22 protein-coding genes are annotated in these 26817 nt (G+C 74.1%); 12 read left to right on the forward strand and 10 right to left on the reverse strand.

Features of this window, described 5'->3' with window-relative positions:
• The first annotated feature begins 86 nt into the window (after nt 1-86).
• From SMA5143A_RS27625 to SMA5143A_RS27635, 3 genes are all read left to right on the forward strand, one after another.
• On the forward strand, nt 87-743 hold the full coding sequence (locus SMA5143A_RS27625) for a TetR/AcrR family transcriptional regulator (RefSeq protein WP_107465532.1): 657 nt from the start codon (nt 87-89) through the stop codon (nt 741-743).
• Between the two features lie 141 nt (nt 744-884).
• Nucleotides 885-1781, forward strand: coding sequence for an AAA family ATPase (locus SMA5143A_RS27630; protein WP_107465533.1), 897 nt, complete (start codon nt 885-887; stop codon nt 1779-1781).
• Entirely contained in the window at nt 1778-3343 is a 1566-nt protein-coding gene (locus SMA5143A_RS27635; protein WP_107465534.1) for a VWA domain-containing protein, read from the forward strand. The genes SMA5143A_RS27630 and SMA5143A_RS27635 overlap by 4 nt, the downstream gene beginning before the upstream one ends.
• A 66-nt stretch (nt 3344-3409) precedes the next feature.
• On the opposite strand, the gene SMA5143A_RS27640 is transcribed toward SMA5143A_RS27635, so the two are convergent.
• A complete protein-coding gene (locus SMA5143A_RS27640; RefSeq protein WP_107465535.1) occupies nt 3410-3778 on the reverse strand; it encodes a VOC family protein in 369 nt (122 codons plus the stop codon).
• Between the two features lie 200 nt (nt 3779-3978).
• Here SMA5143A_RS27640 and SMA5143A_RS27645 point away from each other — a divergent pair, with 200 nt between their 5' ends.
• Entirely contained in the window at nt 3979-4929 is a 951-nt protein-coding gene (locus SMA5143A_RS27645; RefSeq protein WP_107465536.1) for a universal stress protein, read from the forward strand.
• 16 nt (nt 4930-4945) lie between these two features.
• Here the strand turns inward: SMA5143A_RS27645 and SMA5143A_RS27650 are convergent, their stop codons facing one another.
• Nucleotides 4946-5353, reverse strand: a complete 408-nt coding sequence (locus SMA5143A_RS27650; RefSeq protein WP_107465537.1) for a CoA-binding protein — start codon at nt 5351-5353, stop codon at nt 4946-4948.
• Nucleotides 5354-5592: 239 nt separating this feature from the next.
• Between SMA5143A_RS27650 and SMA5143A_RS27655 the strand changes: the two genes are divergently transcribed.
• The 5 genes from SMA5143A_RS27655 to SMA5143A_RS27675 all read left to right on the forward strand — a co-directional run bounded on the left by SMA5143A_RS27655 (nt 5593) and on the right by SMA5143A_RS27675 (nt 11940).
• The gene (locus SMA5143A_RS27655; RefSeq protein WP_107465634.1) at nt 5593-6279 is read left to right on the forward strand and encodes a hypothetical protein; all 687 of its coding nucleotides are present in this window, start codon (nt 5593-5595) and stop codon (nt 6277-6279) included.
• A complete protein-coding gene (locus SMA5143A_RS27660; RefSeq protein WP_107465538.1) occupies nt 6276-6818 on the forward strand; it encodes a SixA phosphatase family protein in 543 nt (180 codons plus the stop codon). The genes SMA5143A_RS27655 and SMA5143A_RS27660 overlap by 4 nt, the downstream gene beginning before the upstream one ends.
• A gap of 79 nt (nt 6819-6897) precedes the next feature.
• Entirely contained in the window at nt 6898-7524 is a 627-nt protein-coding gene (locus tag SMA5143A_RS27665) for a YigZ family protein (protein WP_055515102.1), read from the forward strand.
• A 259-nt stretch (nt 7525-7783) separates the two neighbouring features.
• Nucleotides 7784-8947: an exonuclease SbcCD subunit D gene (locus tag SMA5143A_RS27670; RefSeq protein WP_107465539.1), complete on the forward strand. Its 1164-nt coding sequence runs from the start codon at nt 7784-7786 to the stop codon at nt 8945-8947.
• The gene (locus tag SMA5143A_RS27675; RefSeq protein ID WP_107465540.1) at nt 8944-11940 is read left to right on the forward strand and encodes an AAA family ATPase; all 2997 of its coding nucleotides are present in this window, start codon (nt 8944-8946) and stop codon (nt 11938-11940) included. The genes SMA5143A_RS27670 and SMA5143A_RS27675 overlap by 4 nt, the downstream gene beginning before the upstream one ends.
• A gap of 9 nt (nt 11941-11949) precedes the next feature.
• On the opposite strand, the gene SMA5143A_RS27680 is transcribed toward SMA5143A_RS27675, so the two are convergent.
• Nucleotides 11950-12405: an Lrp/AsnC family transcriptional regulator gene (locus tag SMA5143A_RS27680; RefSeq protein WP_107465541.1), complete on the reverse strand. Its 456-nt coding sequence runs from the start codon at nt 12403-12405 to the stop codon at nt 11950-11952.
• Between the two features lie 160 nt (nt 12406-12565).
• On the opposite strand from SMA5143A_RS27680, the gene SMA5143A_RS27685 reads away from it, so the two are divergent.
• On the forward strand, nt 12566-13045 hold the full coding sequence (locus tag SMA5143A_RS27685; protein ID WP_107465542.1) for a rhodanese-like domain-containing protein: 480 nt from the start codon (nt 12566-12568) through the stop codon (nt 13043-13045).
• Between the two features lie 100 nt (nt 13046-13145).
• Nucleotides 13146-13670, forward strand: coding sequence for an Imm21 family immunity protein (locus tag SMA5143A_RS27690; RefSeq protein WP_107465543.1), 525 nt, complete (start codon nt 13146-13148; stop codon nt 13668-13670).
• Nucleotides 13671-13865: 195 nt separating this feature from the next.
• Here SMA5143A_RS27690 and SMA5143A_RS27695 read toward each other — a convergent pair whose 3' ends face one another.
• The gene (locus SMA5143A_RS27695; protein WP_107465544.1) at nt 13866-15557 is read right to left on the reverse strand and encodes a DUF885 domain-containing protein; all 1692 of its coding nucleotides are present in this window, start codon (nt 15555-15557) and stop codon (nt 13866-13868) included.
• A 224-nt stretch (nt 15558-15781) separates the two neighbouring features.
• Nucleotides 15782-16270 carry an Lrp/AsnC family transcriptional regulator gene (locus SMA5143A_RS27700; protein WP_055515086.1) on the reverse strand — a complete coding sequence of 163 codons (489 nt, stop codon included), beginning with the start codon at nt 16268-16270 and terminating at the stop codon, nt 15782-15784.
• A 60-nt stretch (nt 16271-16330) separates the two neighbouring features.
• On the opposite strand from SMA5143A_RS27700, the gene SMA5143A_RS27705 reads away from it, so the two are divergent.
• Nucleotides 16331-17569 (forward strand): trans-sulfuration enzyme family protein, encoded by a 1239-nt coding sequence (locus tag SMA5143A_RS27705; RefSeq protein WP_107465635.1) that lies wholly within the window; start codon nt 16331-16333, stop codon nt 17567-17569.
• Between the two features lie 154 nt (nt 17570-17723).
• Here SMA5143A_RS27705 and SMA5143A_RS27710 read toward each other — a convergent pair whose 3' ends face one another.
• The 5 genes from SMA5143A_RS27710 to pdxR form a co-directional block, all read right to left on the reverse strand.
• Entirely contained in the window at nt 17724-19151 is a 1428-nt protein-coding gene (locus SMA5143A_RS27710) for a GNAT family N-acetyltransferase (protein ID WP_258193779.1), read from the reverse strand.
• A 146-nt stretch (nt 19152-19297) separates the two neighbouring features.
• Nucleotides 19298-21967, reverse strand: a complete 2670-nt coding sequence (locus tag SMA5143A_RS27715; protein ID WP_107465546.1) for a DUF7824 domain-containing protein — start codon at nt 21965-21967, stop codon at nt 19298-19300.
• On the reverse strand, nt 21964-23421 hold the full coding sequence (locus SMA5143A_RS27720) for an SWIM zinc finger family protein (protein WP_258193780.1): 1458 nt from the start codon (nt 23419-23421) through the stop codon (nt 21964-21966). The genes SMA5143A_RS27715 and SMA5143A_RS27720 overlap by 4 nt, the downstream gene beginning before the upstream one ends.
• Nucleotides 23422-23555: 134 nt before the next feature.
• A complete protein-coding gene (locus SMA5143A_RS27725; RefSeq protein WP_107465547.1) occupies nt 23556-25145 on the reverse strand; it encodes an alkaline phosphatase D family protein in 1590 nt (529 codons plus the stop codon).
• A gap of 166 nt (nt 25146-25311) precedes the next feature.
• Complete coding sequence (gene pdxR, locus SMA5143A_RS27730) at nt 25312-26814, reverse strand: MocR-like pyridoxine biosynthesis transcription factor PdxR (RefSeq protein WP_107465548.1); 1503 nt, start codon at nt 26812-26814, stop codon at nt 25312-25314.
• Nucleotides 26815-26817: the final 3 nt, after the last annotated feature.

Below are 26817 nucleotides of genomic sequence, written 5' to 3' on the forward strand. Positions count from 1 at the left end.
GTTCAAACGGACCGGGGTCCGTTCAAATTTGTAGCACCTATCCGGACCGCGGTCCACTTCCCTGTGGTGAGCGTTACGCTCTTTTCATGAACGAGCCGCTGCCACCCTTGGTCAGGCCCTCGGAAAGCGACCCTCCCGACGGTCTGATCGACTTCGTCAACCCCGCCGGTGACCAGCCACGACTGAGGGCCGACGCCGCGCGCAACCGTGCCCGGCTGCTGGAGGTCGCCGCCCGTCTGGCCGGGGAGTGCGGAGCGGGCAAACTGACGATGGAGGCCGTGGCGACCGCCGCGCAGGTCGGCAAGGGCACCGTCTTCCGGCGCTTCGGCGACCGCACAGGACTGCTGGTCGCCCTCCTCGACCACCACGAGCGGGAGCTCCAGGCCGCCTTCCTGACCGGGCCGCCGCCCCTCGGTCCGGACGCGCCGCCCGCCGAGCGGCTCCGCGCGTTCGGCGCGGCCGTCCTGCGGCACGAGTACGCGCATCGAGACCTCTACCTCGCCGCCGGCGCGGACGCCTCGCGCCGCTTCAGCGGCCCCGCCAACCAGCTGCGGCTCGGCCACCTCTGCATGCTGCTGCGCCGGGCCGAGGTCACCGGGGACGTGGAGCTGATGGCGCACACCATGCTCGGTTACCTGGACATCCACCTGGTCGACCACCTGGTCGGTCGGCGCGGGATGTCGCTGGAGCGGCTGGAGCTGGGGTGGGGGGACCTGGTGGGACGGTTCGTCCGGGCGGCCTGACGGCGGGGGCGCGGGGCTCGACGTGACCTCGCGCACCGTCCGCCGACCGGATCTGTACCCCTGTGCAGGCAAAGCGACCGCTTGGTAGCTTGAGGGCGGTGTCGGTCGGCGGCACCGCGTACGTGCGAGGGGGAGTGGCAGATGGCCGACTCGAACGGGTCCCGGTCCGACGGCGCGGGGACGGGGTTCTTCTCCTCCGTGGACGACGTCCTCGCACAGCTCGCCGAGGCGGGCTACCTGGCCTCCACGGCCGTCGCCACCACGGTCTTCCTGGCCGACCGGCTGGGCAAGCCGCTCCTCGTGGAGGGCCCGGCCGGCGTCGGCAAGACCGAGCTGGCCAAGGCCGTCGCCCGGGTCGGCGCCGCCCGTCTGGTCCGGCTCCAGTGCTACGAGGGCATCGACGAGTCCCGCGCCCTGTACGAGTGGAACCACGCCAAGCAGCTGCTGCGCATCAGCGCCGGACGCGACGAGGCCTGGGACGACACCCGCAACGACATCTTCAGCGACGAGTTCCTGCTCACCAGGCCCCTGCTGACCGCCATCCGGGGCGACGAGCCGACCGTGCTCCTCGTCGACGAGACCGACAAGGCCGACGTCGAGGTCGAGGGGCTGCTCCTCGAAGTGCTCAGCGACTTCCAGGTCACCGTTCCTGAACTGGGCACCATCGCCGCCACCCGGCGCCCCTTCACCGTCCTCACCTCCAACGCCACCCGCGAACTCTCCGAGGCCCTCCGGCGCCGCTGTCTCTTCCTCCACCTCGACTTCCCCGACGCCGAGTTGGAACAGCGGATCGTCCGGCTCAAGGTGCCCGGCCTGGACGCCGTGCTCGCCGACTCCCTGGTCCGCGTCGTCGGCGCGCTGCGGGAGATGGACCTGCGCAAGGCGCCCTCCGTGGCCGAGACCATCGACTGGGCCCGCACCCTGCTGGCGCTCGGCGCCGAGACCCTCGACGAGAGCGTCGTCCGGGACAGCCTCGGCGTGATCCTCAAGCACCGGGACGACATCGAGAAGGCCACGCGGAAGCTGACCCTGGTATGACCGCGGTGGACGACGCCGGGGCCTCCTCCGGTACGGCCCCCTCCGGTACGGCCTCCTCGGGTACGGCCCCCTCCGGTGCGCCGCTCGCCGAGCGGCTCACGGGGTTCGTGCGGGCGTTGCGCGGCCATGGCATCCGGATCGGGCCCGGCGAGACCGTGGACGCGGCGGCCGTTCTGGAGGTGCTGGGCCTCACCGACCGGGAGCGGATCCGCGAGGGCCTGGCGGCGGCGCTGCTGCGTGCCGACCGTCAGCGGGCCGTGTTCGACGCGGCCTTCGAGCTGTACTTCCCGCTCGGCGTGGGCGAGTTGACGGGGACGTGGGAGGCTCCGGCCGCGGACCGGGACGAGTTGCGCGCACGGATCGCCGCCGCGCTCGCCGCCGGTGACGTCGCCGCCCTCAACCGGCTCGCCGGTGAGGCGGTCGAACTGCTCGGCCGGTACGGCACGTCGTCCGCTTCGGACGGCTGGTCGGCCCACCAGACGCTGGACCGCCTGCGGCCCCAGACGTTGCTCGCGGGAATCCTCGCGGCGCAGCGGGCCGGCGGAGGGGGTGGAGGCGGCGTTGGTTCCGGCTTCGGACCGGGGAACGGTGCAGGGGGCGGGTTCGGCGCCGGTGCGGGTGGTGTGGGTGGTGCGGGCGGCGCTGGGGCCGGGCCGGGCTCGGGCGGCCCAGGGTCGGGAGGGTTCACCGACCGGCTGGACGCGGACGAGATCCGGCGCCGTATCGAGGACTTCCGCGAACGGGTGCGCACCGAGGCACGGCGGCGGGTCGCCGAACGGCGGGGCGCTGCGCTGATCGCCCAGCGGGGCATCGCCCGCAGCGCCGACCAGGTCGACTTCCTCATCGCGAACCGCGAACAACTCGTCGAACTCCGCCGCACCGTGCAGCCGTTGGCCCGCAAACTGGCGACCCGTCTCGCCGCGCGACGGCGCAGGGCGGCGCGCGGCCGGATCGACATCCGGCGCACACTGCGCCGCTCGCTGTCCACCGGGGGAGTACCGCTGCGCCCGGCGTACCGGCGGCACCGGCCCGCCCGCCCGGAGATCGTGCTGCTGTGCGACGTGTCCGGTTCGGTCGCCGGGTTCGCGAACTTCACGATGCTGCTGGTGCAGGCGATGCGGGACCAGTTCAGCAAGGTGCGGGTTTTCGCCTTCGTCAACAAGGTCGACGAGGTGACCCACCTCGTCACCACCGGTGAGGCCGATCCGGCGGAACTCGGCAGGCGGATCGCCGAGGAGGCGACGATCAGCGGCTGGCACGGCAGCAGCGACTACGGGACCGCGCTCGGGGAGTTCGCCGAGCGCCACCTCGACGCCGTGGGGCCGCGCACCTCGGTGATCGTCCTCGGTGACGCCCGCACCAACGGGTTCGACCCCAACGCGGCCGCCCTGCGCCGCGTCGCCGGCCGGGCCCGCCGCGTCCACTGGCTCAACCCCGAGTCACCCGAGCTGTGGTCCACGGGCGACTCCGCCGCGCACGTCTACGCCGAGGTCGTCGAGATGCACGCCTGCCGCAACGCACGGCGCCTCGGGGAACTGGTGACACGGTTGCTGCCGGTGTGAGGCGGCGCCTATGTCGGCCTCAGCCCTCAGGCCCTTCCCGGCCTGAGGGCCGCCGCCGGCCTCAGGTCAACCCCGGCCGGTGTCGATCACGCAGAAGCGGTTGCCCTCGGTGTCCTCCAGGACGATGAAGTCGGAGTCCTCCTCGTAGAGTTCCCAGTCGACGCGGCGCGCGCCGAGGTCGACCAGCCGTTCGACCTCCGCCGCCTGGTCGGCCGCGTTCCCGGCGTAGAGGTCCAGATGCACACGGGGCCGCTCCTGCGCCGGGGTCTCGCTCAGCCCGAGCGACAGCTGCGGCCGGCCGCCGTCGGGGTGCACGAGCACCACCCAGTCGTCCTCCGGCTCCTCACGCGGCACATACCCGAGCGCCCGCGTCCAGAACGCGGCGGCCCGCCGAACGTCGCAGGCCCCCATCACCACGGATCCGATGCTCAGCATGAACCGATTCTCACCCCCGCCCCTGTGGCTTCGCACTGCCGGTGCGCGGTGCTCAGGAAGGCGTCGGCCCGGGAGCAGGGAGCCGGGAGCCGGGAGCCGGTCCCGGGACGCGGGAAGGTGACGGTTTCGGGATTCCTGTGTGCGGCTCTCTCGCGTAGCCGCGATCCTGGAGACAGGCCTCGACGTCAGGAGGTGCGCCCATGCCCCGCACCGTCACCGTGGGCTTCGACGGTTCCCCGGAGAGCCGCGCCGCCGTCGAGTGGGCGGCCCGTGAGGCCCGGCTCCGCGCCCTGCCCCTCCTCCTGGTCAACGTGTGGGAACCGGTGCCCGAGCCGATGGGACGGTCCCCGATGCTCGGTCCGTCCGCCCAGCAGGGCTGGGCCGAGCACGGGGTGACGTCGACGGGCCCCGGGGCACGGCGGATCCTGCGCGACGCCGCCGACGAGGTCCGGCGGCGCCATCCGGCCCTCGACGTGGGACTGGAGCAGCTGACGGGCCGGGCGACGGAGGAACTGCTGAAGGCGGCCGTGGACGCCGAGCCGCTGGTCCTCGGCTCGCACGGGCGGAGCGGCGTCGCGGGCCTGCTCGTCGGCTCCGTCGGACTGCACGTCGCCGCGCACACCGAGCGTCCCGTCGTCCTCGTCCGGGCCGGTGAGTCGGCCGACGACGAGCATGTGCGGGATCCGTCGGGGGCCCCGTCCGCCGGGACGCCGTTCCGGCCCGTCGTCCTCGGCCTGGACGTCGCGCATCCGGACGAGACGCTGCTCCGGTTCGCCTTCGAGGCCGCCGCCCTGCGGAAGACCGAGCTGCGCGTCGTCCACGATCCGGGCCACCGGTCCCCGGCCGGGCACGGTCCTCACGAGGGCGCCGCGTCGGACACGGCACCCGACCACGAGGACGTCCTCGGGGACGCCCTGGGACCGGCCGGCGCACCGCATGCCGTGCGGCGGGAGTTCCCGGACGTCGAGGTCGTCGAGGAGTCACCCCCGGGCAAGGCCGCCGACCACCTCGTCGCGGCGTCGCGGGAGGCGTCGTTGGTCGTCGTGGGCCGCCGGGTGCGTCACTCCCCGCTCGGCGCCCACCTCGGACCCGTCGCCCACGCGGTGCTGCACCACGCGGCGGCCCCGGTGGCGGTCGTCGCCCACAGCTGAGCGGCCGGGCGGACGGTCAGCCCAGCCGGGGAATCTCGATGGCGGGGCAGCGGTCCATGACCATGTCGAGCCCGGCGGCGCGGGTGCGGTCGTACGCCTCCTCGTCGACGACGCCCAGCTGGAACCAGACGGCCCGGGCGCCGATCCGGACGGCCTCGTCGGCCACCGGCCCGGCGAGGTCGCTGTTGACGAAGACGTCGACGACGTCCACGGGGAAGGGGATGTCCGCGAGCGAGGCGTACCCCTGCTCGCCGTGGACCGTCTCGGCCTTGGGGTGGACCGGGACGACCCGCTTGCCGTAGCGCTGGAGGACCTCGGCGACACCGTACGCGGCACGGCCGCGGTTGGTGGACAGGCCCACGACGGCCCAGGTGTCGCCGAGTTCCGTCAGGATCTTGCGGATCGTGGCGGCGTCGCCGTCCATGTCCTGTCTCCTCATCGTCCGTACGAGAGCGCCCGGTGCGGGCTGCCTGCGCCAACAGCGTGGCCGGCCCGGTGATTCCCGCGCCCGCCCGAGCGGCGCCGCCGGGGCGACCGGCGACCGGCAACCGGCGACCCCGCAACCGGCGACCGCGGAGCCGGGCCGGGCCGTCGCCCCGGTCGGCCGCACGGAATGTCGTGGTGCGCACTGCGTTCCGCCGCTCGCGCGCCTACGCTCACCTCGTGCTGCGTATCACCGACGCCCGGACCGGCGAGCCCGTCGACGTCCGCAGAGCGCTCACCAGGGTCCACGTCCACGCGCCGAGCGACGACACATCGGGGCTGCGCGTGCTGCTGGTCGCCGATGTCCTCGCACGGGCCCTGGACATGGGCGGGATCCCCGCCCTGCTGGTCGCCGACCCGCCCGCCACGCTGCGCCGACGCGCCGACGACCTGGGCATCCGGCCGGCGGAGGCCGCAGGGGCGGGCGGCGGGCGGCAGGTGCTGCGGGTGGCCGGCACCGGGGAGACGACCGGCGAGGGCGTCGGCGTCGAGGTCGCCCCGGTCACCGGACCGCGGGCGCCGGCCGCGTCCGGCACAGCCCTGCGGCTCGCCCTCCTTCGTCGGCCCCGCCGCACCCCCGTCGCCCTCGACGCCCCCGCCCTGGCCGAGGCGGACGAGGCCCTCGGCGCGTGGCGCAAGGCGGTGGCCGGCTGGGCCACCCGCCCCTCGAAGCCCGTCCCGGAGGACGTACGGCAGGCTCTGCGCACCGCCTGGGAGGACGATCTGGACGTGCCCGCCGTGCTCGCCGTCCTGCGGGCCGTGGAGCGGGCCGACGACGTGCCGGACGGGGCGCGGTTCGAGACGTTCGCCTACGCGGACCGGCTCCTCGGGCTGGAGCTGACCCGGGAGATCGGAGCACCGGCATGAACGGGCGGGGAGCGGGACCGCTGCGCAGACTCGTCGTCCTGCGGCACGCCAAGTCGGCCTGGCCGGTCGGCGTGCCCGACCACGAACGCCCCTTGGCCGCGCGGGGCCGCCGCGACGCCCCCGCCGCCGGGCGGGCCCTCGCCGAGGCGGACTGCCTGCCCGACCTCGCCCTGTGCTCCACGGCCGTCCGCGCCACCCAGACCTGGGAGGCGGTCGCCGCCCAGTGGGGGACGCCGCCGCCCGTACGCCTCGACCCGCGCGTGTACGCCGCCGACGCGGCGGAACTGCTGGACGTCGTGCACGAGGTCCCCGACGGGGTCAGGACCCTGCTGCTGCTGGGGCACAACCCGGGTCTGGAGGAACTGGTGCTGGACCTGGCCGGTGACGCGCTCGACGACGCCCTGGAGACCGTCCGCACCAAGTTCCCGACCTCCGCCGTCGCCGTCCTCGCCTGGCACGGCGACACCTGGTCCGCCCTGACCCCGGGCACGGTCCTCCTGACGGACCTGATCGTGGCCCGAGGCGGGAAGAAGGGCTGACCCCGGAGCCTGTCCCCGCCGCGCACGCCGCCGTGCACGCCGGCGCGAACGCGTTCCGGGCTGCGCATAGGCTGGCCCGATGCAGGACGAGTACCGCACCGTCGCCCGCGCCGGCGTGCACGAGACCGAGGTCAACCGCTCACGTTTCCTGTGCGCGGTCGCCCCGGCCGCCACCGAGCGGGAGGCCCAGGAGTTCATCGCGGCCGTCCGCAAGGAGCACGCCGACGCCACGCACAACTGCTACGCCTACGTCATCGGCGCCGACGCCGCCGTGCAGAAGGCGAGTGACGACGGTGAGCCCGGCGGCACCGCCGGCGTCCCCATGTTGCAGATGCTGATGCGGCGTGACATGCGCTACGTCGTCACCGTCGTCACCCGGTACTACGGCGGCGTCAAACTGGGCGCCGGCGGCCTCATCAGGGCGTACGGCGGCGCCGTCGGCGAGGCGCTGGACGCGCTCGGTACCCTCACCCGCCGGCGCTTCCGCCTCGCCACGGTCACCGTCGACCACCAGCGCGCAGGCAAGGTGCAGAACGACCTGCGGGCCACCGGGCGCGAGGTCCGCGACGTCCGCTACGGGGAGGCCGTCACCATCGAGATCGGGCTCCCCGACGCCGACGTGCCGGCCTTCCGCGCCTGGCTCGCCGACACCACCGCGGGCACGGCCGGCTTCGAGCTCGGCGGGGAGGCGTACGGCGACGCGTGACAGGGCGTGCCGACCGGCGATCGCGCCCGTGATCGCGACGGGGGACTGGGTCCAATTCCTCCAATCCGCGGCTTTCAGGAGAAAAGTTGACGAGTCTCCACGAACCGGTTCACGAACCGGTGACTGTGCCGGACCGTGCGAGACCAGGTGCCGACACGTATTAGCGTGGTCGGTGCGTCGGCGCGGTACGGGCCGGTCGCCGCGGGGCCGGGCGGGTCCAGGGAGGGATGAGGGGAAACATGCGGGTCGGAGTGGCGTCTTGAGGATTCTGCACACCTCCGACTGGCATCTCGGTCGGGCGTTCCACCGGGTGAGCATGCTCGGGGCGCAGGCCGAGTTCGTCGGTCACCTCGTCACGACCGTGCGGGAGCGCGAGGTGGACGCGGTGGTCGTCTCCGGGGACGTGTACGACCGGGCGGTGCCGCCGCTGGCCGCCGTCGAGCTGTACGACGACGCCCTGCACCGCCTCGCCGAGCTGGGCGTCCCCACGGTGATGATCTCCGGGAACCACGACTCGGCGCGTCGACTCGGCGTCGGCTCCGGGCTCATGGGCCGCGCGGGCATCCACCTGCGCACCGACGCCTCGGCGTCCGGAGTCCCGGTGGTCCTGGCCGACGCCCATGGCGACGTCGCCTTCTACGGGCTGCCGTATCTCGAACCAGCCCTGGTCAAGGACGAGTTCGCGGTGGAAAGGCCGGGCCACGAGGCCGTGCTCGCCGCCGCGATGGACCGCGTCCGCTCCGACCTGGCCGCCCGCGCGCCGGGCACCCGTTCCGTCGTCCTCGCCCACGCCTTCGTCACCGGCGGCGCGCCCAGCGACAGCGAGCGGGACATCTCCGTCGGCGGGGTCTCGTCCGTGCCCGCCGGGGTCTTCGACGGCGTCGACTACGTGGCCCTGGGCCATCTGCACGGCAGCCAGACCCTCACCGAACGCGTCCGCTACTCGGGCTCCCCGCTGCCGTACTCCTTCTCGGAGGCCGACCACCGCAAGAGCATGTGGCTGGTCGACCTCGGCGCCGACGGCTCGATCGACGCCGAGCGCGTCGACTGCCCCGTGCCGCGCCGACTCGCCCGCCTCCGGGGCCGGTTGGACGAGCTCCTCGACGACCCCGGCCTCGCCCGGCACGAGGACGCGTGGGTCGAGGCCACCCTCACCGATCCGGTGCGGCCCGCCGAACCCATGGCCCGGCTCTGCGCACGCTTCCCGCACACCCTCAGCCTCGTCTTCGACCCGGAACGCGCCCCCTACGACCCGGACGTCTCCTACGCCCGGCGCCTCGCGGGCCGTGACGACCAGCAGATCGCGGAGGACTTCGTGGCCCATGTGCGCGGCACCGGCCCCGACAGTCACGAACAGGCCGTGCTCCGGGACGCCTTCGACGCCGTACGGGCCGACGAGACCCTCCGGGAGACCGCCCGATGAGACTGCACCGGCTCGACATCACCGCCTTCGGCCCCTTCGGCGGCACCCAGTCCGTCGACTTCGACGACCTGTCGGCCGCCGGCCTCTTCCTGCTGCACGGCCCGACCGGCGCCGGCAAGACGTCCGTCCTGGACGCCGTCTGCTACGCCCTGTACGGCTCGGTGCCCGGCGCCCGCCAGAACGGCCAGGGGATGACCCTGCGCAGCGACCACGCGGACCCCGCGACACGCACCGAGGTCCGCCTCGAACTGACCGTCGCCGGGCGCCGGCTGGAAATCACCCGGCAGCCGCCCTGGGAGCGGCCCAAGAAGGGCAAGCGGCAGGGCACGACGGTCGACAAGGCGCAGAGCCGGCTGCGGGAGTACGACGCCGCCGCGGGCGCCTGGAAGGACCTCAGCCGGTCCCACCAGGAGATCGGCGAGGAGATCACCCAGGTCCTCGGGATGAGCCGGGAGCAGTTCTGCCAGGTGGTGCTGTTGCCGCAGGGCGATTTCGCGCGGTTCCTGCGGGCCGACGCCGAGGCCCGGGGCCGACTGCTCGGACGGCTGTTCGATACCCAGCGTTTCGCGGCCGTCGAGAAGCGCCTCGCCGACCGGCGCCGGGCCACCGAGGCACAGGTCCGCGAGGGCGACACCGACCTGCTCGCCGACGCCCACCGTATGCAGCAGGCCGCCGGCGGCGACCTCGCCCCGCCCCAGCTCGCACCGGGCGATCCGGGACTCGCCGAAGCCGTCCTCGCCTGGGCCGCCGTCGCCCGCAGCACCGCACGGGAGCAGCTCACCATCGCCCACTGCGCGCGGGCCGCGGCCGAGTCCGCGCATACGGCCGCCGAGCGCGACCTGGACGACGTACGCGAGGTGGCCCGGCTCCAGCGGCGGTTCGCCGAGGCGCGGGAGCGGGCCCGGCAGCTGGAGGAGCGGGCCGACGCCCACCGGGCGGACCGCGAACGCATGGAACGCGGCCGCAAGGCCGAGGCGGTGGAACCGGCCCTCGCCCTGCGGGACGAGGCCGAGACCGCGCACCGCAGGGCGAGCGCGGACGAGGCACGCACGCGTGCCGCCCTGCCCGCGGACCACGCCGACGCGGGCGCCGCCGGGCTCGCGGCCGCCGCCCGGAAGGCGTCCGAGGAGCTGGGCGGGCTCGCGTCGGCCCGCCGCGCCGAGCGGAAGCTGGCCGACCTCCTCGCCGAGCGCGCCGAACTCGACGGCGAGGAGCGCGCCGACGAGGACGTCCTCCAGGACGCCGAGGGCTGGCTGGCCGACTGGGACACCGTACGGGCCGGGCTACAGGCCCGCGTCGAGGCCGCCCAGGAGGCCGCCACCCGGGCCGAGCAGCTCGCCGTCCAGCGCGAGCCCGCCGAGAGGCGGCTGCGCGCCGCCCGCGACCGGGACCGGCTCGAACGGGACACCGACGAGGCGCGGGTGGACGTGCTCCGGCTCGCGGAGCGTGCCGGGGACGCGCGCACCCACTGGCTGGACCTCAAGGAACAGCGCCTGAACGGCATCGCCGCCGAACTGGCCGCCGAACTGGTCGACGGCCGGCCGTGCGCCGTCTGCGGCGGCACCGACCATCCCGCGCCCGCCCGCAAGGACGCCGGGCACGTCGACCGTGAGGCGGAGGAAGGGGCGCTCACCGCGTTCCAGCGGGCAGACGAGGAGCGAGCCGAGGCGGAACGGCGGCTCGGGGAGCTGCGGCGGGCGCTGGCCGCCGCGAGCGCGGAGGCCGGTGACACACCGACCGACCGACTCGCCGCGCTGGCCGAGGAGGTGGAGCGGGACTACGCCCGCGCCCGGCGCGGCGCCTCGGACCTGCATCCCGCGCAGGAGGCGCTGCTGCACGCCGAACGGGAGCGCGACCGGCGGGCCGCCGCACGACAGGAGGCGGCGGTCCGGGCCGCCACCCGCAACACCCGTCGGGACACCCTGGAGCGGGAACGGGCCGCCCTGGAGGAGGAGTTGACGCAGGCCAGGGGCGAGGCCCGGAGCGTGGCCGAGCGGGCCGGGCAGCTGGAACTGCGCGCCACCCGGCTCGCCGAGGCCGCCGAGGCCGTGCGCGCCGCCGACGACACCGCGCAGCGGCTCAAGGACGCCGACGCACGCCTCGCCGACGCCGCCTTCCGCGCCGGGTTCGACACACCGCAGGCCGCCGCCGCGGCACTCCTCGACGCGGGTGCCCACCGGGACCTGCAACGGCGCCTCGACGCCTGGCAGACGGAGGAGGCCGCGGTGCGGGCCGTGCTCGGCGAGCCCGAGACGGCCGCCGCGGCCCAACGGCCCTCCGCCGATGTCGCGGGCGCCGAGCGGGCCGCCGAGGCCGCCGCCCGGCGCCTCCAGCGGACCGTGTCCGCCTGGGACGAGGCCGAGCGGCGCGGCGCCGCGCTCGACCGGCTGTCCGCGCGGGCCGCCGCCTCCGTACGGCGGCTGGCACCGCTGCGGGAGGAGTACGACCGTGTCGCCCGTATGGCGGGACTCGCCGCGGGCACCGCCGCGGACAACGAGCGCAAGATGCGCCTGGAGGCGTACGTCCTGGCCGCCCGTCTCGAACAGGTCGCCGCCGCCGCGACCGTACGGCTCCAGCGGATGTCCTCCGGCCGCTACACCCTCGTCCACTCCGACGACCGGTCCGGACGCGGGCGCAGTGGGCTCGGACTGCACGTCGTCGACGCGTGGACCGGCCGGGAGCGGGACACGGCCACGCTCTCCGGCGGTGAGACGTTCTTCGCGTCCCTCGCGCTGGCGCTGGGCCTCGCCGACGTCGTCACCGACGAGGCCGGCGGCGTACGCCTCGACACCCTCTTCATCGACGAGGGGTTCGGCAGCCTCGACGACCAGACCCTCGACGAGGTCCTCGACGTCCTCGACGCGCTCCGCGAGCGGGACCGCAGCGTCGGCATCGTCAGCCATGTGGGGGACCTGAGGCGACGGATCCACGCACAGCTGGAGGTCGTGAAGGACAGGTCGGGGTCGGTCGTACGGCAGCGTACGACGGCCTGATCGGGGGCGTCAGCGACCGAGAGGGCGACGGGGGAGTGGTGAGGAGTACACGACGCTGGTCGTGACGGAGCCCAGCGAACCGATCTTTCCCGACACCTCCTCCAGGTGCCGCATCGAACGGGCGGTGACCTTGATCACGAAGCAGTCGTCGCCCGTGACGTGGTGCGCCTCCAGAATCTCGGGGGTGACGGCCACCAGGTCGTGGAACGGCTTGTAGTTGCCGTTGGGGTACCTGAGGCGCACGAACGCCAGGATCGGCAGACCGAGCCGCTCCGGTTCCACCACGGCCGCGTACCCCTGGATGACGCCCGCCTCCTCCAGCCGCCGTACCCGTTCGGTGACGGCGCTCGCCGACATCGACACGGCACGCGCCAGATCGGCGAAGCTCGCCCGCCCGTCACGCTGGAGGACTTCGAGGATGCGCCAGTCGGTGGCGTCCGGCGCGTACGGGGAATTCACGGTCATGGGGGAGAGATAGCAGGGGATTCCCCGGCCGGGCAAGGCCCGGACCGTGGAACGCCCCTTCAGGAAGGTGATCGCCGGCCGTAGATTTCTGGTCGGCGGGGCCGGACGGCGGCCCTGTCGAGGAGTCGGCCGCAGCGCCGGGCAGAGAGAGGCCCCCGAGATGACCACCACGACCGCCGTGAACCCCGTCCTGAGGGTCGCCCCCGCCGCCCCGGCCGAGGCCGCCGCGTATTTCCGGGCCGGCCTCGTCTTCCACGCGGACGTATCCGACGTGGCCGCCGCGCTCGCCGCCGACGGCGACCCCGGCTTCGTCGTCCTCGACTCCCGGTCCACCGAGTCCTGGGACCAGGGGCACATCCCCGGCGCGGTCCACCTGCCCACCGCCCTCATCCCCGAGCAGGCCGAGCAGCTCCTCGACAGGTCCGTGCCTGTCGTCACCTACTGCTGGGGCCCCGGCTGCAACGGCGCGACCCGGGCCGCCCTCGCCCTCGCCGAACTCGGCTTCCAGGTCAAGGAGATGCTCGGCGGCTTCGAGTACTGGGCCCGCGAGGGCTTCGCGTACGAGACCTGGGAGGGCGCCGGGCGGCGCGCGGCGGATCCGCTGACGGCGCCGGTGGACGCGGAGGACTGCGGCTGCTGACCGGGCGGCGGCGCCTTGCCCCCACCTGCTGCTGACACTCTGTCAAGAAGCCTGTCCACCCGGTGAGTTGCTCGACAAGGTCGACATGTAACTTCTGGGCATGGCTCGTCATGCGGATTCGGTGGTTCCAGGTGTGGTGCGGTGGGTGGAGTCGGCTGCCGGACCTCTCATAGCCGTGCCGGAAGCGGTCCTGCCGTTCTGGGCGGGCGCCGACGGCGACGAGACGTCCTCCGACTACGACCGCGCCTGCGACGTCGCCGGCCACGCGGGGCTGCTGCCCGTCGGCGACACCCGCGCCCTGGTACTGGGCGGTGAACCGGCCGCCACCGCGTACCTCCCCGAGCACGGCCTCTTCGTCCGCCGGTACGCGGCCGGCGCCGAGGCGCGGCTCCTGGCCGAGGTGGCCGCCGCCCTCGACGACGCCGTGTGGGAGCCCGCACTGGAGTGGCGCGTGCCGGGACCGCTCGTCCTCTTCGACGCGGCCCGCCCCGGGCGTGCCGCCACGCTGTCCGGCCACGCGCGGGTGGAGTTGGCGCCCGGACGGTACGGGGTCAGCGCCGCGTACGTCCCGACGGGGCCGTGGGCGGGGCTGCGTCTGGCGCGGGTCGGACCGTCGGCGGGCTGATCCTGGTCGGTCGGGGGTCGGGGGTCGGGGGTCGGGGGTCGGGGGTCGGGGGTCGGGGGTCGGGGGTCGGGGGTCGAGGGTCGAGGTTCGGTAGTCGGCGGACGGAGGCCGTGGCCGGCGGACGGAGGCCGTGGCCGGAGGTCGGGGTGGGCGGCCGGGCCCGGTGGCGCGGTCGGTGGGCCCGGCGCGCTCGGGTCACAGCTGGGAGAGTTCGTCCACCAGGTCGTCCAGGCCCAGGGAGCCCTGGGAGAGGGCGGCCATGTGCCAGGCCTTGGCGTCGAACGCGTCGCCGCGGCGCTGTCGGGCCTTCTCACGGCCGAGCAGCCAGGCCCGCTCGCCGAGCTTGTAGCCGATGGCCTGCCCGGGGATGGTCAGATAGCGCGTCAGCTCGCTCTCCACGAAGTCCGCCGGGCGGCTGCTGTGGGAACCGAAGAACTCCTCGGCCAGCTCGGGGGTCCAGCGCTCGCCCGGGCGGAAGGGGGAGTCCGCCGGGATCTCCAGCTCCAGATGCATCCCGATGTCGACGATGACACGGGCCGCGCGCATCATCTGCGCGTCGAGATAACCGAGCCGCTCCTCCGCGTCCTTGAGGAAGCCCAGCTCGTCCATGAGCCGCTCCGCGTACAGCGCCCAGCCCTCGGCGTTGGCGCTGACCCCGCCGATGGTCGCCTGGTAGCGGGAGAGGTCGTCCTTGACGTACACCCACTGCGCGAGCTGGAGGTGATGGCCGGGGACGCCCTCGTGGTACCAGGTGGACACCAGGTCGTACACCGGGAAGCGGGTCGCCCCCATCGTCGGCAGCCAGGTGCGGCCCGGGCGGGAGAAGTCCTCGCTCGGCGCCGAGTAGTACGGGGCGGCCGCGCCACCGGGCGGGGCGATGCACGACTCCACCTTCCGCACCGGCTCCGCCAGGTCGAAGTGGGTGCCGTCGAGGGCCTCGATCGCGCCGTCCATCAGCGACTGGAGCCATGCGCGGACCTCGTCGACGCCCTCGATGTGCCGGCCGTGCTCGTCAAGATGCGCCAGCGCCACCCACGGCGTCCCGGCGCCCGGAAGGATCTTCTCGGCCTCCTGCCTCATCTCGCCGAGCAGTCGGTGGAACTCCGACCAGCCGTACGCGTACGCCTCGTCGAGGTCGAGGTCCGCCCCCGTGAAGTAGCGGGCCAGCCGGGCGTACCGCTCGCGGCCCACCGTGTTCGGGGCGCCCTCGATCGCCGGGGCGTACACGTCGCGCATCCAGTCACGCAACTCCGCCACGGCACGTGTCGCCCCGCGGGCCGCCTCGTCCAACTCGGCGCGCAGGGACTCCGGGCCCTTGGACGCGAAGTCCTCGAACCAGCCGCGCCCCGCGCCGTCCGTGTCCGCCCACTCGGTGAGCTGCCCGATGAAGGTCGTGGTCGGCCGGGGAGCCGCATACAGCTTGCGGTCCAGGCCGAGCGCGAGCGACTCGCGGTACCCGGCGTACGCCGTCGGCACCGCCCGCAGCCGCTCCGCGATCGCCGCCCAGTCCTCGTCGGTCTCCGCCGGGGTGATGGTGAAGACCTCACGCACCTCGTGCGGCGGCGTCGCCATGTTGCCGACCGCGCGCAGATCCTCGTCGGCCTCGTGCACGGCGAGTTCGGCGGTGAGGCGCTCGCGCAGCAGACGCGCGCACCGGCGCTCGATGTCGCTGTCCGCGCCCGGACGCCGCTCCGCCTCGTCGAGCCTGGTCAGCGTCGTCCGGATCAGCTCCGCACGGGCCTCCAGACCGGCGGGCGAGGTGTCCGGAAGCCTGCTCGAACTCTCCTTCACACCGAGGTAGGTACCGGTCAGCGGGTCGAGGGCGATCAGGTCGTCGACATACGCGTCGGCGACCTCGCGGGGCAGGGGACTCTTGATGTCAGACATGCGGACAATCTTGGTACGGCGACCGGTCGCCGTCAGCTGCTTGACCGGGTGTTGAGCCTTACGGCGGCCGGATTCCGCTCACGGCGCAGCACCGGTACCGCTCGGCGCCCGCAGCACCCGTCCGCTCGGCGCCCGCAGCATTCGTTCCGCTCAGCGCCCGCAGCGTTCGTTCCGCTCAGCGCCCGCAGCGTTCGTTCCGCTCGGGGCCGCAGCACCCGTTCCGCTCAGGCGGGCCGTTCGGCGTCCGGCGGGAGCAGCGGCCCGCACTCCCACTGCTGGAAGATCAACCTGGTCTCCACGCGCGCCACTTCGCGCTGCGACGTGAACTCGTCGAGGACCAGCCGCTGCAGATCCGCCATGTCCGCGACGGCGACATGCACGAGATAGTCGTCCGGTCCGGTGAGGTGGTACACGGTCCGCGACTCGGGCAGCGCCCGGATCCGCTCCACGAACGGCCCCACCAGCTCCCGCCGGTGCGGCCTGACCTGAACCGACAGCAGCGCCTCCAGCCCCCGCCCGAGCTTGGCCGGATCGAGCCGCAGCTGATGACCGAGGATCACTCCGGAGCGGCGCAGCCGGGTCACCCGGTCCAGACACGTCGACGGCGCGACCCCCACCTGGGCGGCGAGATCCCGGTAGGTCGCCCGTGCGTCGTTCTGCAACAGGCGCAGAAGGTGGAGGTCCACCGGATCCAGTACGACAGATTCGGCCATTGTTCGAACGTAACACGGAGACCGACCCGTACCGCCCGGCCGATGTTCACCCTGACGCCCATGAACTCAGCGAGCACGCACGCGTACGACCCCGCACGCACCACGCCGAGAGCGCTGGACACCGAGGCCGTGCACGCCGGCCGCGACGATCTCGCGCGCCAGGGCCTGCACGCCGCGCCCATCGACCTGTCCACGACCTACCCCTCGTACGACAGCCGCGGTGAGGCCGCCCGCATCGACTCCTTCGCCGTCTCCGGCGCCGAACCCGAGGGCACCCCCATCTACGGACGGCTCGGCAACCCGACCGTCGCCCGCTTCGAGACCGCCCTCGCCCGTCTGGAGGGCACCGAGAGCGCCGTCGCCTTCGCCAGCGGCATGGCCGCGCTGAGCGCCGTGCTCCTCGCCCGCGCCTCCCTGGGCCTGCGGCATGTCGTCGCCGTACGACCCCTGTACGGCTGCAGCGACCATCTCCTCACCGCGGGGCTGCTCGGCTCCGAGGTCACGTGGGTCGACCCGGCCGGCGTCGCGGACGCGCTGCGGCCCGACACGGGTCTGGTGATGGTCGAGTCCCCGGCCAACCCGACCCTCGCCGAACTCGATCTGCGGGCCCTCGCCCACTCCTGCGGCTCGGTCCCGCTCCTCGCGGACAACACCTTCGCGACGCCGGTCCTCCAGCGGCCCGCCGAGCAGGGGGCCCGGTTCGTCCTGCACAGCGCCACCAAGTACCTCGGTGGTCATGGGGACGTCATGGCCGGGGTCGTGGCCTGCGACGAGGAGTTCGCCGGGCGGCTGCGGCAGATACGCTTCGCGACCGGCGGTGTCCTCCACCCACTCGCCGGCTACCTCCTCCTGCGCGGCCTCGCGACCCTCCCCGTGCGGGTCCGGGCGGCCTCCGCGACCGCCGCGGAACTGGTCCGCCGCCTCGACGCCGACCCGCGGGTGGCGCGGGTCCACTACCCCCGCGTCGGCGGCGCGATGATCGCCTTCGAGGTCCACGGCGACCCCCACGACGTCATCGCGGGCGTCCGGCTGATCACCCCCGCCGTCAGCCTCGGCAGCGTGGACAGCCTGATCCAGCACCCGGCCTCCATCAGTCACCGCATCGTGGACGAGACCGACCGCCGGGGCGCCGGGGTGAGCGACCGGCTCCTGCGGATGTCGGTGGGCCTGGAGGACGTGGACGACCTGTGGGCGGACCTGGACGGGGCGCTGGGCGCCACGGCCGACACCGCCACCACGGGGGTCGGCGTGGACGCCGAACGGCCTGCGGCGGGCGTGGGGGCGGCGTCCGGCCGCTGAGCGGCCGTCGAGGGCCCGGGGCCGGACCGCTCCGGCCATCGGGCTCTGGGCCTGGAACTCCGGGGCGTGTGGCCCTGGGCCCGCGTCGCGAAGCGCGGGAGCCCGTCACCGGCTCCCGCGCTGTGTGGTGTGGCCCTCCCGCTGTCGGGGCGGGTCACCGCCCCTTGCGGAGCCCCTCCGCGCCCTCGGCCCGGTGCGCCGCCACGGCGTCCAGACGGGCCGTGATCACCAGCGTCCCTTCCTCGATCTGGTAGTCGAGCGGCAGACCCAACGCCCGCATCGCCGCGACCATCCCCGTGTTGGACGACTGCGTCACGACGTATACGTTCGCGCAGCCGGCGTCGCCCGCCATGGCCACCAGCCGGCGGAGCAACTCGCTGCCGACACCGCGCCGCTGCCAGTCGTCCTCGACGAGCAGCGCGATCTCCGTCTCGTCGCCGTCCCAGAGCAGATGGCCCAGTCCGACGAGCCGCCCCGAGGTGGTCTGAGCGGCGAGCGTCCGCCCGAAGCGGGGGCTCAGCAGATGCTTGAGGTATCGGTCCGCGTCGCCGACCGGCCCGTGGTAGCGCATGCTCAGCGTCCGCGCCGAGCACCTGTCGTGCATGGCCTTCGCCGCGCGCAGATCGCCCGCGTCGGCACGGCGCACCGCGATGTCGTTGCCCTCGGGCAGCGTCAGTATGTCCTGGCTGCGCGGGATCCGCGGCCCGAGCCGCGTGTCCAGTTCCACCAGGGCCCGCGCCCGCGCGAACTCCGTGGGCGTGAACGGCAGATACGGCCGCTCCACCGTGATCGTCGCGCCCTCCGGTGCCCGCAGCCGCATCACCGTGCCCTCCAGGGCCCCCTCGACCGGCGCGCCCTCCTGGACCCGGCCCGAGCCGGGAGCGGTGGCGGGCAGCGAACGGATGGTGCAGCGGCCGAGCAACTGCCGTAGTGCCAGGGGGAGTTCCGCGGCGTCCAGCGCCGTACGCGTCGCCAGGCCGAGCACCCGCGTCGGCGCGTCCACCAGGTCATGGGCGTCGCCGCGCTCGATCCAGGTCTCGCTGCCGCCCGCGTCGGACACCGACCGGCTGATCTCCGCGGCGGACAGCTCCTCGGGCGCCCGCAGCAGGAACTCGTCCACGGTGCCCTCGGCCAGCGGGTGCGTCTGCAGGCTCAGGATGTCGACCCGGTGGGCCGCCAGCGCCGTGCACAGCGCCGCGAGCGACCCCGGTTCGTCCTTCACGGTCGTCCGCATCCGCCACAGCACGGTCACCCCGGACATGGCCCCGGCGCCCGCCTCAGCTGCCTCGCCCGTTCCGGCCGGCCCGGCCTGCCGCTCCGCGGGGAGCGGCGGCCGGGCGCCGGTATCGCTCGTGGGCGGCGCGTGACCGTGGCTTCGTGTCCACCACGCGTGGAAGCCGACAGCGGCCGACAGGACGGCCGCCGTGACCGCCGACAGCACCGCACCGCCCATACCTCGCGCGGTGGCGCCCGCCACCGCGTCGGCCACGGCCGCCGCCGCGAGGAGCGCGGCGAGACCGACCACGGCCCGCCGCCAGTGGCGCACCGGGCGACCGTTCCTCGCCCGCGTCACATCAGACATGTCTGGAGTCATGTGGCCACTGTGAAGGAAGGGTGTTGCGTGATCACGAACGCTTTGTGACCGGCCGGTAAAAGCATCGTTCCGTCCCTTTTGTTGCAGGTTGGACGATCGGGGGTCCGGCAGGTCGGATGACGGGTGGGCCGGGATCAGACCGCCAGCGCCGCGCGGAGCCGCCGTGCCTCGGTGACCAGCCGGGACGAGCCCCTCCGGTCCGCCGCCAGATCCAGGTGGGGCAACTCCCCGCGCGCCCCGGACCGCTCCACGCATTCGGCGGCGACGGCCAGCAGCTCCCCGAGCCCCCGAACCGGCGTGGTGGCCTTGGCCCGGCTCTCGCCGCCGCCCCCGCCCTGCCCGTCGGAGAGCTCGGCGAGCAGGTGCGGCAGGGCCGCTCGCAGGAGCGCCCAGGCCGTGCCGTACGCGCCGGTGGACGCCGCCGTGCGTATCGCCTCGGCGATGCGCAGCGGCTTCACATAGCCGGTCACGGCCAGTCGACCGAGGTCGGCGCCGGCCTGCTCGACGTCGAGCTGACCCCGGGCCGCCAGCACCAGCAGCGCGTCCACGGCGGCGAGCCGGTCCTCCGGGCGCTTGGCGCCCAGTCCGTACACCACGCACAGCCGTACGGCCTCGCCCGTCTCGCCCTCCGCCTCGGCGAGCGTCGGCAGGAACGAGAACCCGGTCCCGGTGTCCTCGATGACGCCCTGCGAAATGTCCCGCAGCACGCGCGCCGCCACCAGCTCCGGGCGTCCCGGCACGACCGCGAGCCAGTGGCGCCACTCGGAGTCGTCCCAGTGGGAGCAGTACCAGCGGCCCTGGTACTCGGACAGCGGGCGCCCCAGCCGGTGGACCTGCGGCGGGAAGGACTCGCTCTGCAACTCCGGGAGCTCCCCGAACTCCACCAGGATCCTCGGCCCCTCCGTACGGCTGCTCCGCACGGGCTGGGAGGGCACATCGGTCGCCAGCCACTCCGCCAACTGGTCGCCCTCCGGGGTGCCCAGATCCCCCGCCGCCACCGCGGCGGCCGCCGACGCGGCCGTGTCGGCGCGCCGCACCCGCAGCAGCGCCTGCGTGAAGTCCGCCCGACCGGGCCGGGCCCCGAGCCGCCGATAGGTGTCGAGTCTCGCCACCAGTTCCCCGGGCTCCAGCGACCCCGTGCTCCAGGTGGGCGTGGCCAGCAGGAACGGCGGCGGCTCGGTGCGGACGCGATGGGCGACCTCCCGCAGCCGGGCGTCGTGGACCCCGGCGAGGCCGCTGTGCACACACCCTCCGGACGTGGGCGCGTCCGAGCGCGCCTCGTGCAGGACGGAGAGGCGGACCCGCTCGAACAGCGACGCCAGGACGATCTCCAGGTCGTGCTGCGGGTCCCGGAAGTACCGGTCGACGTACGCCGGCTCCATCTCCGCCCACCAACGCCCCGCCACCACCGGACCCAGCGCCTCCACGAGTGCCTCGCGGTCCCGGTGGGCGTGGCGCACGAGACCGTCCAGCGTCCGCTCGAAGGCGCTGATGTCGCCGTCCGAGGCCAGCAGCGCGTTGACCTCCTCGGCGAGTTCGACGACCGTCTCCGGCGCCGGCACGAGACGCGTGGGCTCGGGCACGGGAGGGAGCAGCTCCTCGTACGCCTCCGGGAACTCCTCGGCCGGAAAGACACCGAGGACCTGCTGGGCGCGGGTCCGCAGTCCGGGGCTCAGGTCGCAGGCCGCGCCGGTGATCTCCTCGCGCGCGGCTCCCTCCTCGTCGGGGATGTCGACGATGTGCCGCTCGACGAGCTTCAGCGCTCGCTCCTGCACCTCCGTGTCCTCGTGCCCGAACGCCTGGGCGACCACCGGGAGCAGAGCGCCCGCGGTGGACGGGTCCTGCTTGAGCACCTTGCCGAGCAGGATCAGCTGGGAGCGGACGAGCTTCCGCTCGGGGCGGAAGAGCACGGCGCCGGACATCTCGATGAGCCGGCGCGACCCCAGTGCGCCGTCCAGGGCGAAGTCGACGAGGACGGACTGGGCGTGCCCGGCCACCGAGGAGGGGGCGTCCGCGCACAGGGACAGCCAGTCCGCGATCCGCTCGCACCGCTCGTCACGGGTGAGGTCGAGCGAGGTCAGCAGGCCTAGGAACACCTTGTTGTCGGCGGTGGAGCCGCCGCCGCGCAGCAGCCGGGCGACACAGCCGTCGATGAGGATCTTGCGGTCGAGGAGGCCCTCCTCGACCAGCTGGGTGAGGGCGTAGGTCCAGTTGTTCAGCCCTTCGCCGTACCGCCAGTCGCTGCGGGCGCCGATCTCCGCGATGTCGAACAGGGCGGTGACGAGGTCCGCGAGATGCGGGTCCTTGCGCAGATTGCCGATGACGGTGCCCGCCTTCCAGCGCGCCCGGCCGATGTGCTCCATCCAGCCCCGCACATAGCTCTCGGACGTCGGCACGGCACAGCCCGCGAGCCGCACCAGTCCGGACATCAGCTCGTACGGCACCTGCGCCGTCAGTGGCCGCTCCGCCAGCCGATGCACCAGGTCGTCGAGCCAGCGGGGCTCACGGTCGCCGAGCACATCGATCAGGACCGGCGCAGGCGCCTGCCGCCAGCGCATGTCGGACCCCGCGATCCAGTCGGCCACCGCCGCCGCGCCCGTCTGACAGGCCGCACCGGCCGCATGCAGGGCCGGATACGCGCGCTGCAGGGGCGAACCCCACGGCTCGGACCGCAGCTTCTTGCGCAGTTCCTTCAACTCGGGCATGCACGCCCGTCGTTCGGCGTCCGTCATACCGTCCGCCAGGGTGACGACGTCACCCGTGTTTCCCGCCCGTACCGCGTTGACCAGCGTCGTCGCCGTCATCGCGCACCCCCGTCGATGCTCGTCCCGCTCGGTTGCCTGTCGGTCGTCGTGCTGTCCTGCCCACCGGGGGCCGGTGTCCCTCCGGTCCCCGCGTCCGCGCCCCGGCGGACCATCCGCACCGCCAGCGCGTGTTTGCAAGGGCCCCTGCCGCCGCGGTACTTCGCCCACCACAGACAGGAACAGCTCAGTGTGCCCCCGTCGTCGCGGACCCGGTGGACATGGCCGTCCTCGGCGGTCACCGTGCCGAGCGAGCCGTCCAGGGAGACCGCCCCGGCGGCCACCAGGCCCCGGGCGGAGCGCAGCCGCGGATTGTGCCGCTCGACGCGGTCGGCGTCGTAGGGGAGTTCCCGGTGGAAGTAGGCGGCCTCCGCCGTGTCGTAGCCGACGCGTCCCGAGGTCCCCAGCCGGGTCAGCGCCGCCCGCACCCGCTCGGCGGTGAGGCCGGCGGACGCGGCCAGGTCGCCGACGTCGATGCGGGGCTCCCAGGCGAGGAGGACCGAGATCAGCTCCGCGTCCTCGGCGGCCTCGTCGGTGGCGAGGGCCTCCAGCACACCGCCCTCGCCCGAGAAGCCGCGCGCGGTCTCCGGGGACAGCGTGAGGGTGAGGCGCATACCGGGCAGCTCGACCTCCCACGCGCTCGCCAGGGCCGCGGCCCCGGTGGCCGGCGGGCCGTAGACGCGCAGCGCGGTCGCGTGGCGCAGGACCCGCTGGAGGGCCACCAGCCGCTCCGGGCCGGGCAGACAGACCGCGCCCGGCACCGGCCGCGTCGTCGGGCGCAGGACCCGGCCCGAGGGCACGACCCACTGGGCGCCCCGCGACGCGCCCCGCGCACCACCGCGCGGCAGCGACCGCAGGAACCGTACGGCCTCGGCGGCGGGCAGCTCGGCCCGCAGATCGAAACCGGCGGCGGTCACCTGCGCCTCGGCGAAACCGCGCAGCCAGCGGTCCGGCAACGGCACCTTCTTCTCCACCACCGGCCCGTCCAGCGTCGTCACCGCCAACTCGTCCGGGCCCACCCGCAGATGCAGCGGATCGTCGGAGCCGACGCGGGACAGCGCCTCGCGCAGCGGGTTGTTGACGTCGACGTTGGTCGTGCCGTGGCCGACCTCGCCCCCGTCGAGTCCCGGCTCCAGGACGTCGAGCCGGGCGTACACCCCGCCGCAGCCGGAGAACGACTCGAAGCGCAGCCGGTCCCCGTTGCCCGTCACCACCGGGTCCAGGGAGGCCCGCAGCTGCTGCTGGTAGTAGCGAGCCGCCGCCACGTCGGCGACCGCCAGCAGGGCGGCCGCGGCCACCTGAGGAGAGGTCAGGAAGCCCGTGAAGAACCGCGGATGGTCCTGGAAGCCCGTCGGGGTCGCACCCCGGGAGGTCTCCAGCCCCAGCCGGTGTCCGCCCATCGCGGACTCCAGCACGGAGGGTCGGGTATAGGCCACGGCCTGCAAAGATCGCGTCATGGGAAAACCGTAGGAGCGACCACTGACAACGGGCGATGACCTGCGAAAACGCGGCGGACGGCCCGGTGTTGCCGAGCCGTCCGCCCCATGCCCGGGGGCCAGGGTCACCGGTCCCCCGATTCAGGCCGTGCGGGTCACTGTCCCACCAGCCCCGGCTGGAGCGTCTTGGTGTAGAGCACGCTGCCGTCCTGCTCCCGCAGCCGCACCGTCAACTCCCCGCTGTGGCCGTCGATGTCGACCTCGCCGAAGAACTGGTAACCACCCGCGGGCGACACGTTCGCCGTGGTCGGCGCCTTGACGAAGACCCGCTCGGGACCGAACGTGGAGTCGAGGGCGTTCGCCGGGAAGGCACCGGCGTTGAGCGGCCCGGAGACGAACTCCCAGAACGGCTCGAAGTCGGTGAACGCGGCCCGCGACGGCTGGTAGTGCTGCGCCGAGGTGTAGTGCACGTCCGCCGTCAGCCACACCGTCCCGGTGATCTTCCGGTGCTTGATGAACCGCAGCAGTTCGGCGATCTGCAACTCACGCCCGAGCGGCGCGCCCGGGTCGCCCTGGGCCACCGCCTCGATGTTCGGCTTCCCGTCGCCGGTGTCCGGCACGACCAGGCCGAGCGGCATGTCGGAGGCGATCACCTTCCACACGGCACGCGAGCGCGACAGTTCCCGCTTCAGCCACCGCAACTGCTCGGCGCCGAGGATGCCCACCGGGTCGGTGGTCTGCCTGCCGGGCGAGTTGGCGTCGCGGTACGTCCGCATGTCCAGGACGAACACGTCGAGGAGCGGGCCGTGGCGCATCACCCGGTGCACCCGGCCCTCACGGGAGCCGGGACGCAGCGTGGAGATGGGGAAGTACTCGCTGAACGCGCGCCGCGCGCGGGACGCGAGCACGTCGACGCTCTTCTCGGTGTAGCGGGCGTCGGTGAGGATCTCTCCCGGGTACCAGTTGTTGGTGACCTCGTGGTCGTCCCACTGCACGATCGACGGCACCTGCGCGTTGAACCGCTTCAGGTTCTCGTCCAGGAGGTTGTAGCGGAAGTTGCCGCGGAACTCCGCCAGCGTCTCCGCGACCTTGGCCTTCTCCTCGGTGGTGATGTTCCGCCAGGTCCCGCCGTCGGGCAGGGCCGCCGTCGCGGCGATCGGGCCGTCGGCGTAGATCGTGTCCCCGCTGAACAGGAAGAAGTCGGGGTCCAGCCGTCCCATCGCGTCGAAGACGCGGTAGCCGCCGCGATCGGGGTTGATGCCCCAGCCCTGCCCGGCCAGGTCGCCCGACCACAGGAACCGCACGCCGGAGCGCCGCTTCACCGGCGTCGTACGGAACGTGCCGGTCACCGGCTCGCCGGTGCGGCGCGGGTCGTCCGGGTCGGCGAGGACCACCCGGTAGTGGATCTGCTCACCGGCCGGCAGGCCGCGCAGCCGGGTCGTCCCGGTGAAGTCGGTGCCGGCGCCGAGCAGCGGGCCGTGCCACCTGCGCGGGTTGCGGAACGACTCGGTGGCGGACGTCTCCACGATCATGCGCGCCGGCCGGTCCGAGCGCACCCACACGAGACCGGAGTGCGCGCTCACGTCCCCGGCCTGCACACCCCATCCGGCCCGCGGCCGACCCGACAGGGCGGACGCCGGAGCCGCCGCGAGCGAGCCGGGCAGGGCCAGGGCCGCCGACGCGGCCAGGGAACCGCGCAGCACACTGCGGCGGCCGGGCAGGGAGATCGGCGGACGGTGTGACATGAATGAGCCTCCTGGGGCGGATTCGGCCAATGCGCAGTGCCACAAGTACTGGTGCGCCGAGGCGCACGCGGAAACGACAAGTGAACAACTGACCGGTGTCGCGGGGAAGCACGCCGCGACGCCCGAGCGGGGCGTGTCGCACCCGGCCCCGGTCAGGCAGCCGGGATCACGGGCGGCCGTCCCGTCGGGTCGCCTCCGCCATCAGCCGTACCCCTTCCCGGATCCGCGCCGGTGACAGATGCGCGTAGCCGAGGACCAGCCGTGGCAGGTCGTCCGGCACGCGCCCGTACCGTCCCAGCTCCCGCACCGCGACCCCGGCCGCCGTGACCCGCTCCACGAAGCGGTCGCAGGGTCCGTACCGCTCGGGCAGCGTGGCGATCACATGGAGCCCGGCGGCGATCCCGGACACGCGCGTACCGGGCAGGTGCTCGGTGAGGGCGGCCACCAGGGTGTCCCGGCGTTCGCGGTAGGCCCGCTGGCAGCGGCGCAGTTGCCGGTCGTGGTCGCCGCGCTCCACGAACCGGGCGAACAGGGCCTGGTCGAGGGTGGGATGACCGAGATCCATGGTCCGCTTGCGCTCGACGACCTCCTCGGCCAGGGACGCCGGTACGAGGAGCCAGCCGAGCCGGAGCCCCGGCGCGAGCGACTTGCTGACGGAACCCGTGTACGCGACCCGCTCCGGGTCCAGACCCTGGAGGGCGCCCACGGGGGCGCGGTCGTAGCGGAAGTCGCCGTCGTAGTCGTCCTCGACGATCAGACCGTCCACCGACCGCGCCCAGTGCAGCAGTTCGGTCCGGCGCCGCGCCGAGTAGGCGATGCCCGAGGGGAACTGGTGGGACGGCGTCGTCACCACCGCCCGCACACCCGACTCGCGCAGCGGCCCCATGGCCAGACCCGACCCGTCCAACGGCAGTGGCACGGTGCCGATCCCGGCGGCGGCGTACAGGGACGCGTGCTCCGGGCTGCCGGGGTCCTCGACACCCAGGGCGTGCTCCCCGCGCGCGTGGAGCACGAGCCCCAGCAGGGTCATCGCCTGGGCGACCCCGGAGACCACCACCAGCCGCTCCGGGTCGGCCACCACGCCCCGGCGCCGGGCGAGCAGTTCGGCGAGCGCGGTCCGCAGCCGGGGCAGTCCGCGCGGGTCCGGGTAGCCGAACGCGTCGTGGGGGAGTTCCGCGAGCACCCCGCGCTGCGCGGCGGCCCAGGCGGCGCGCGGGAACAGCGACAGGTCGGGTGAGCCGGGGACGAAGTCGGCGCGGGCGCCGGGGGAACGGGGCGCGAGATCACGCGCGCGTGGCGGTCCGCCACGGACCGCGGCCCCCACCCAGGTCCCCGCGCCCCGGCCGCTGCGCAGATATCCCTCCGCCGCCAACTGCTCGTACGCCTCCGTCACCAGCCCGCGCGACACCCCCAGGTCCGCGGCGAGGTCCCGGCTCGACGGCAGCCGGGTCCCCCGCGCCAACCGCCCCGTACGGATCGCCTCCCGCAGCGCGGCCTGCAACGTACGTCCACGCGCGCGTGCGGGAGCGGAGGCGACCGGCAGCAGCAACTCCCAGGCGGCGGCCCAGGGCGCGGACCCCTCGCCGCCCACGGGCGAGGCGTCCGGCGGAGGACCGGTCCCCCGCGGCGCATTGGTTCCCGACGGCGAATTGGTCCCCGATGACGTCATGGA

The organism is Streptomyces sp. MA5143a, assembly GCF_900290235.1.
GTDB lineage: Bacteria > Actinomycetota > Actinomycetes > Streptomycetales > Streptomycetaceae > Streptomyces.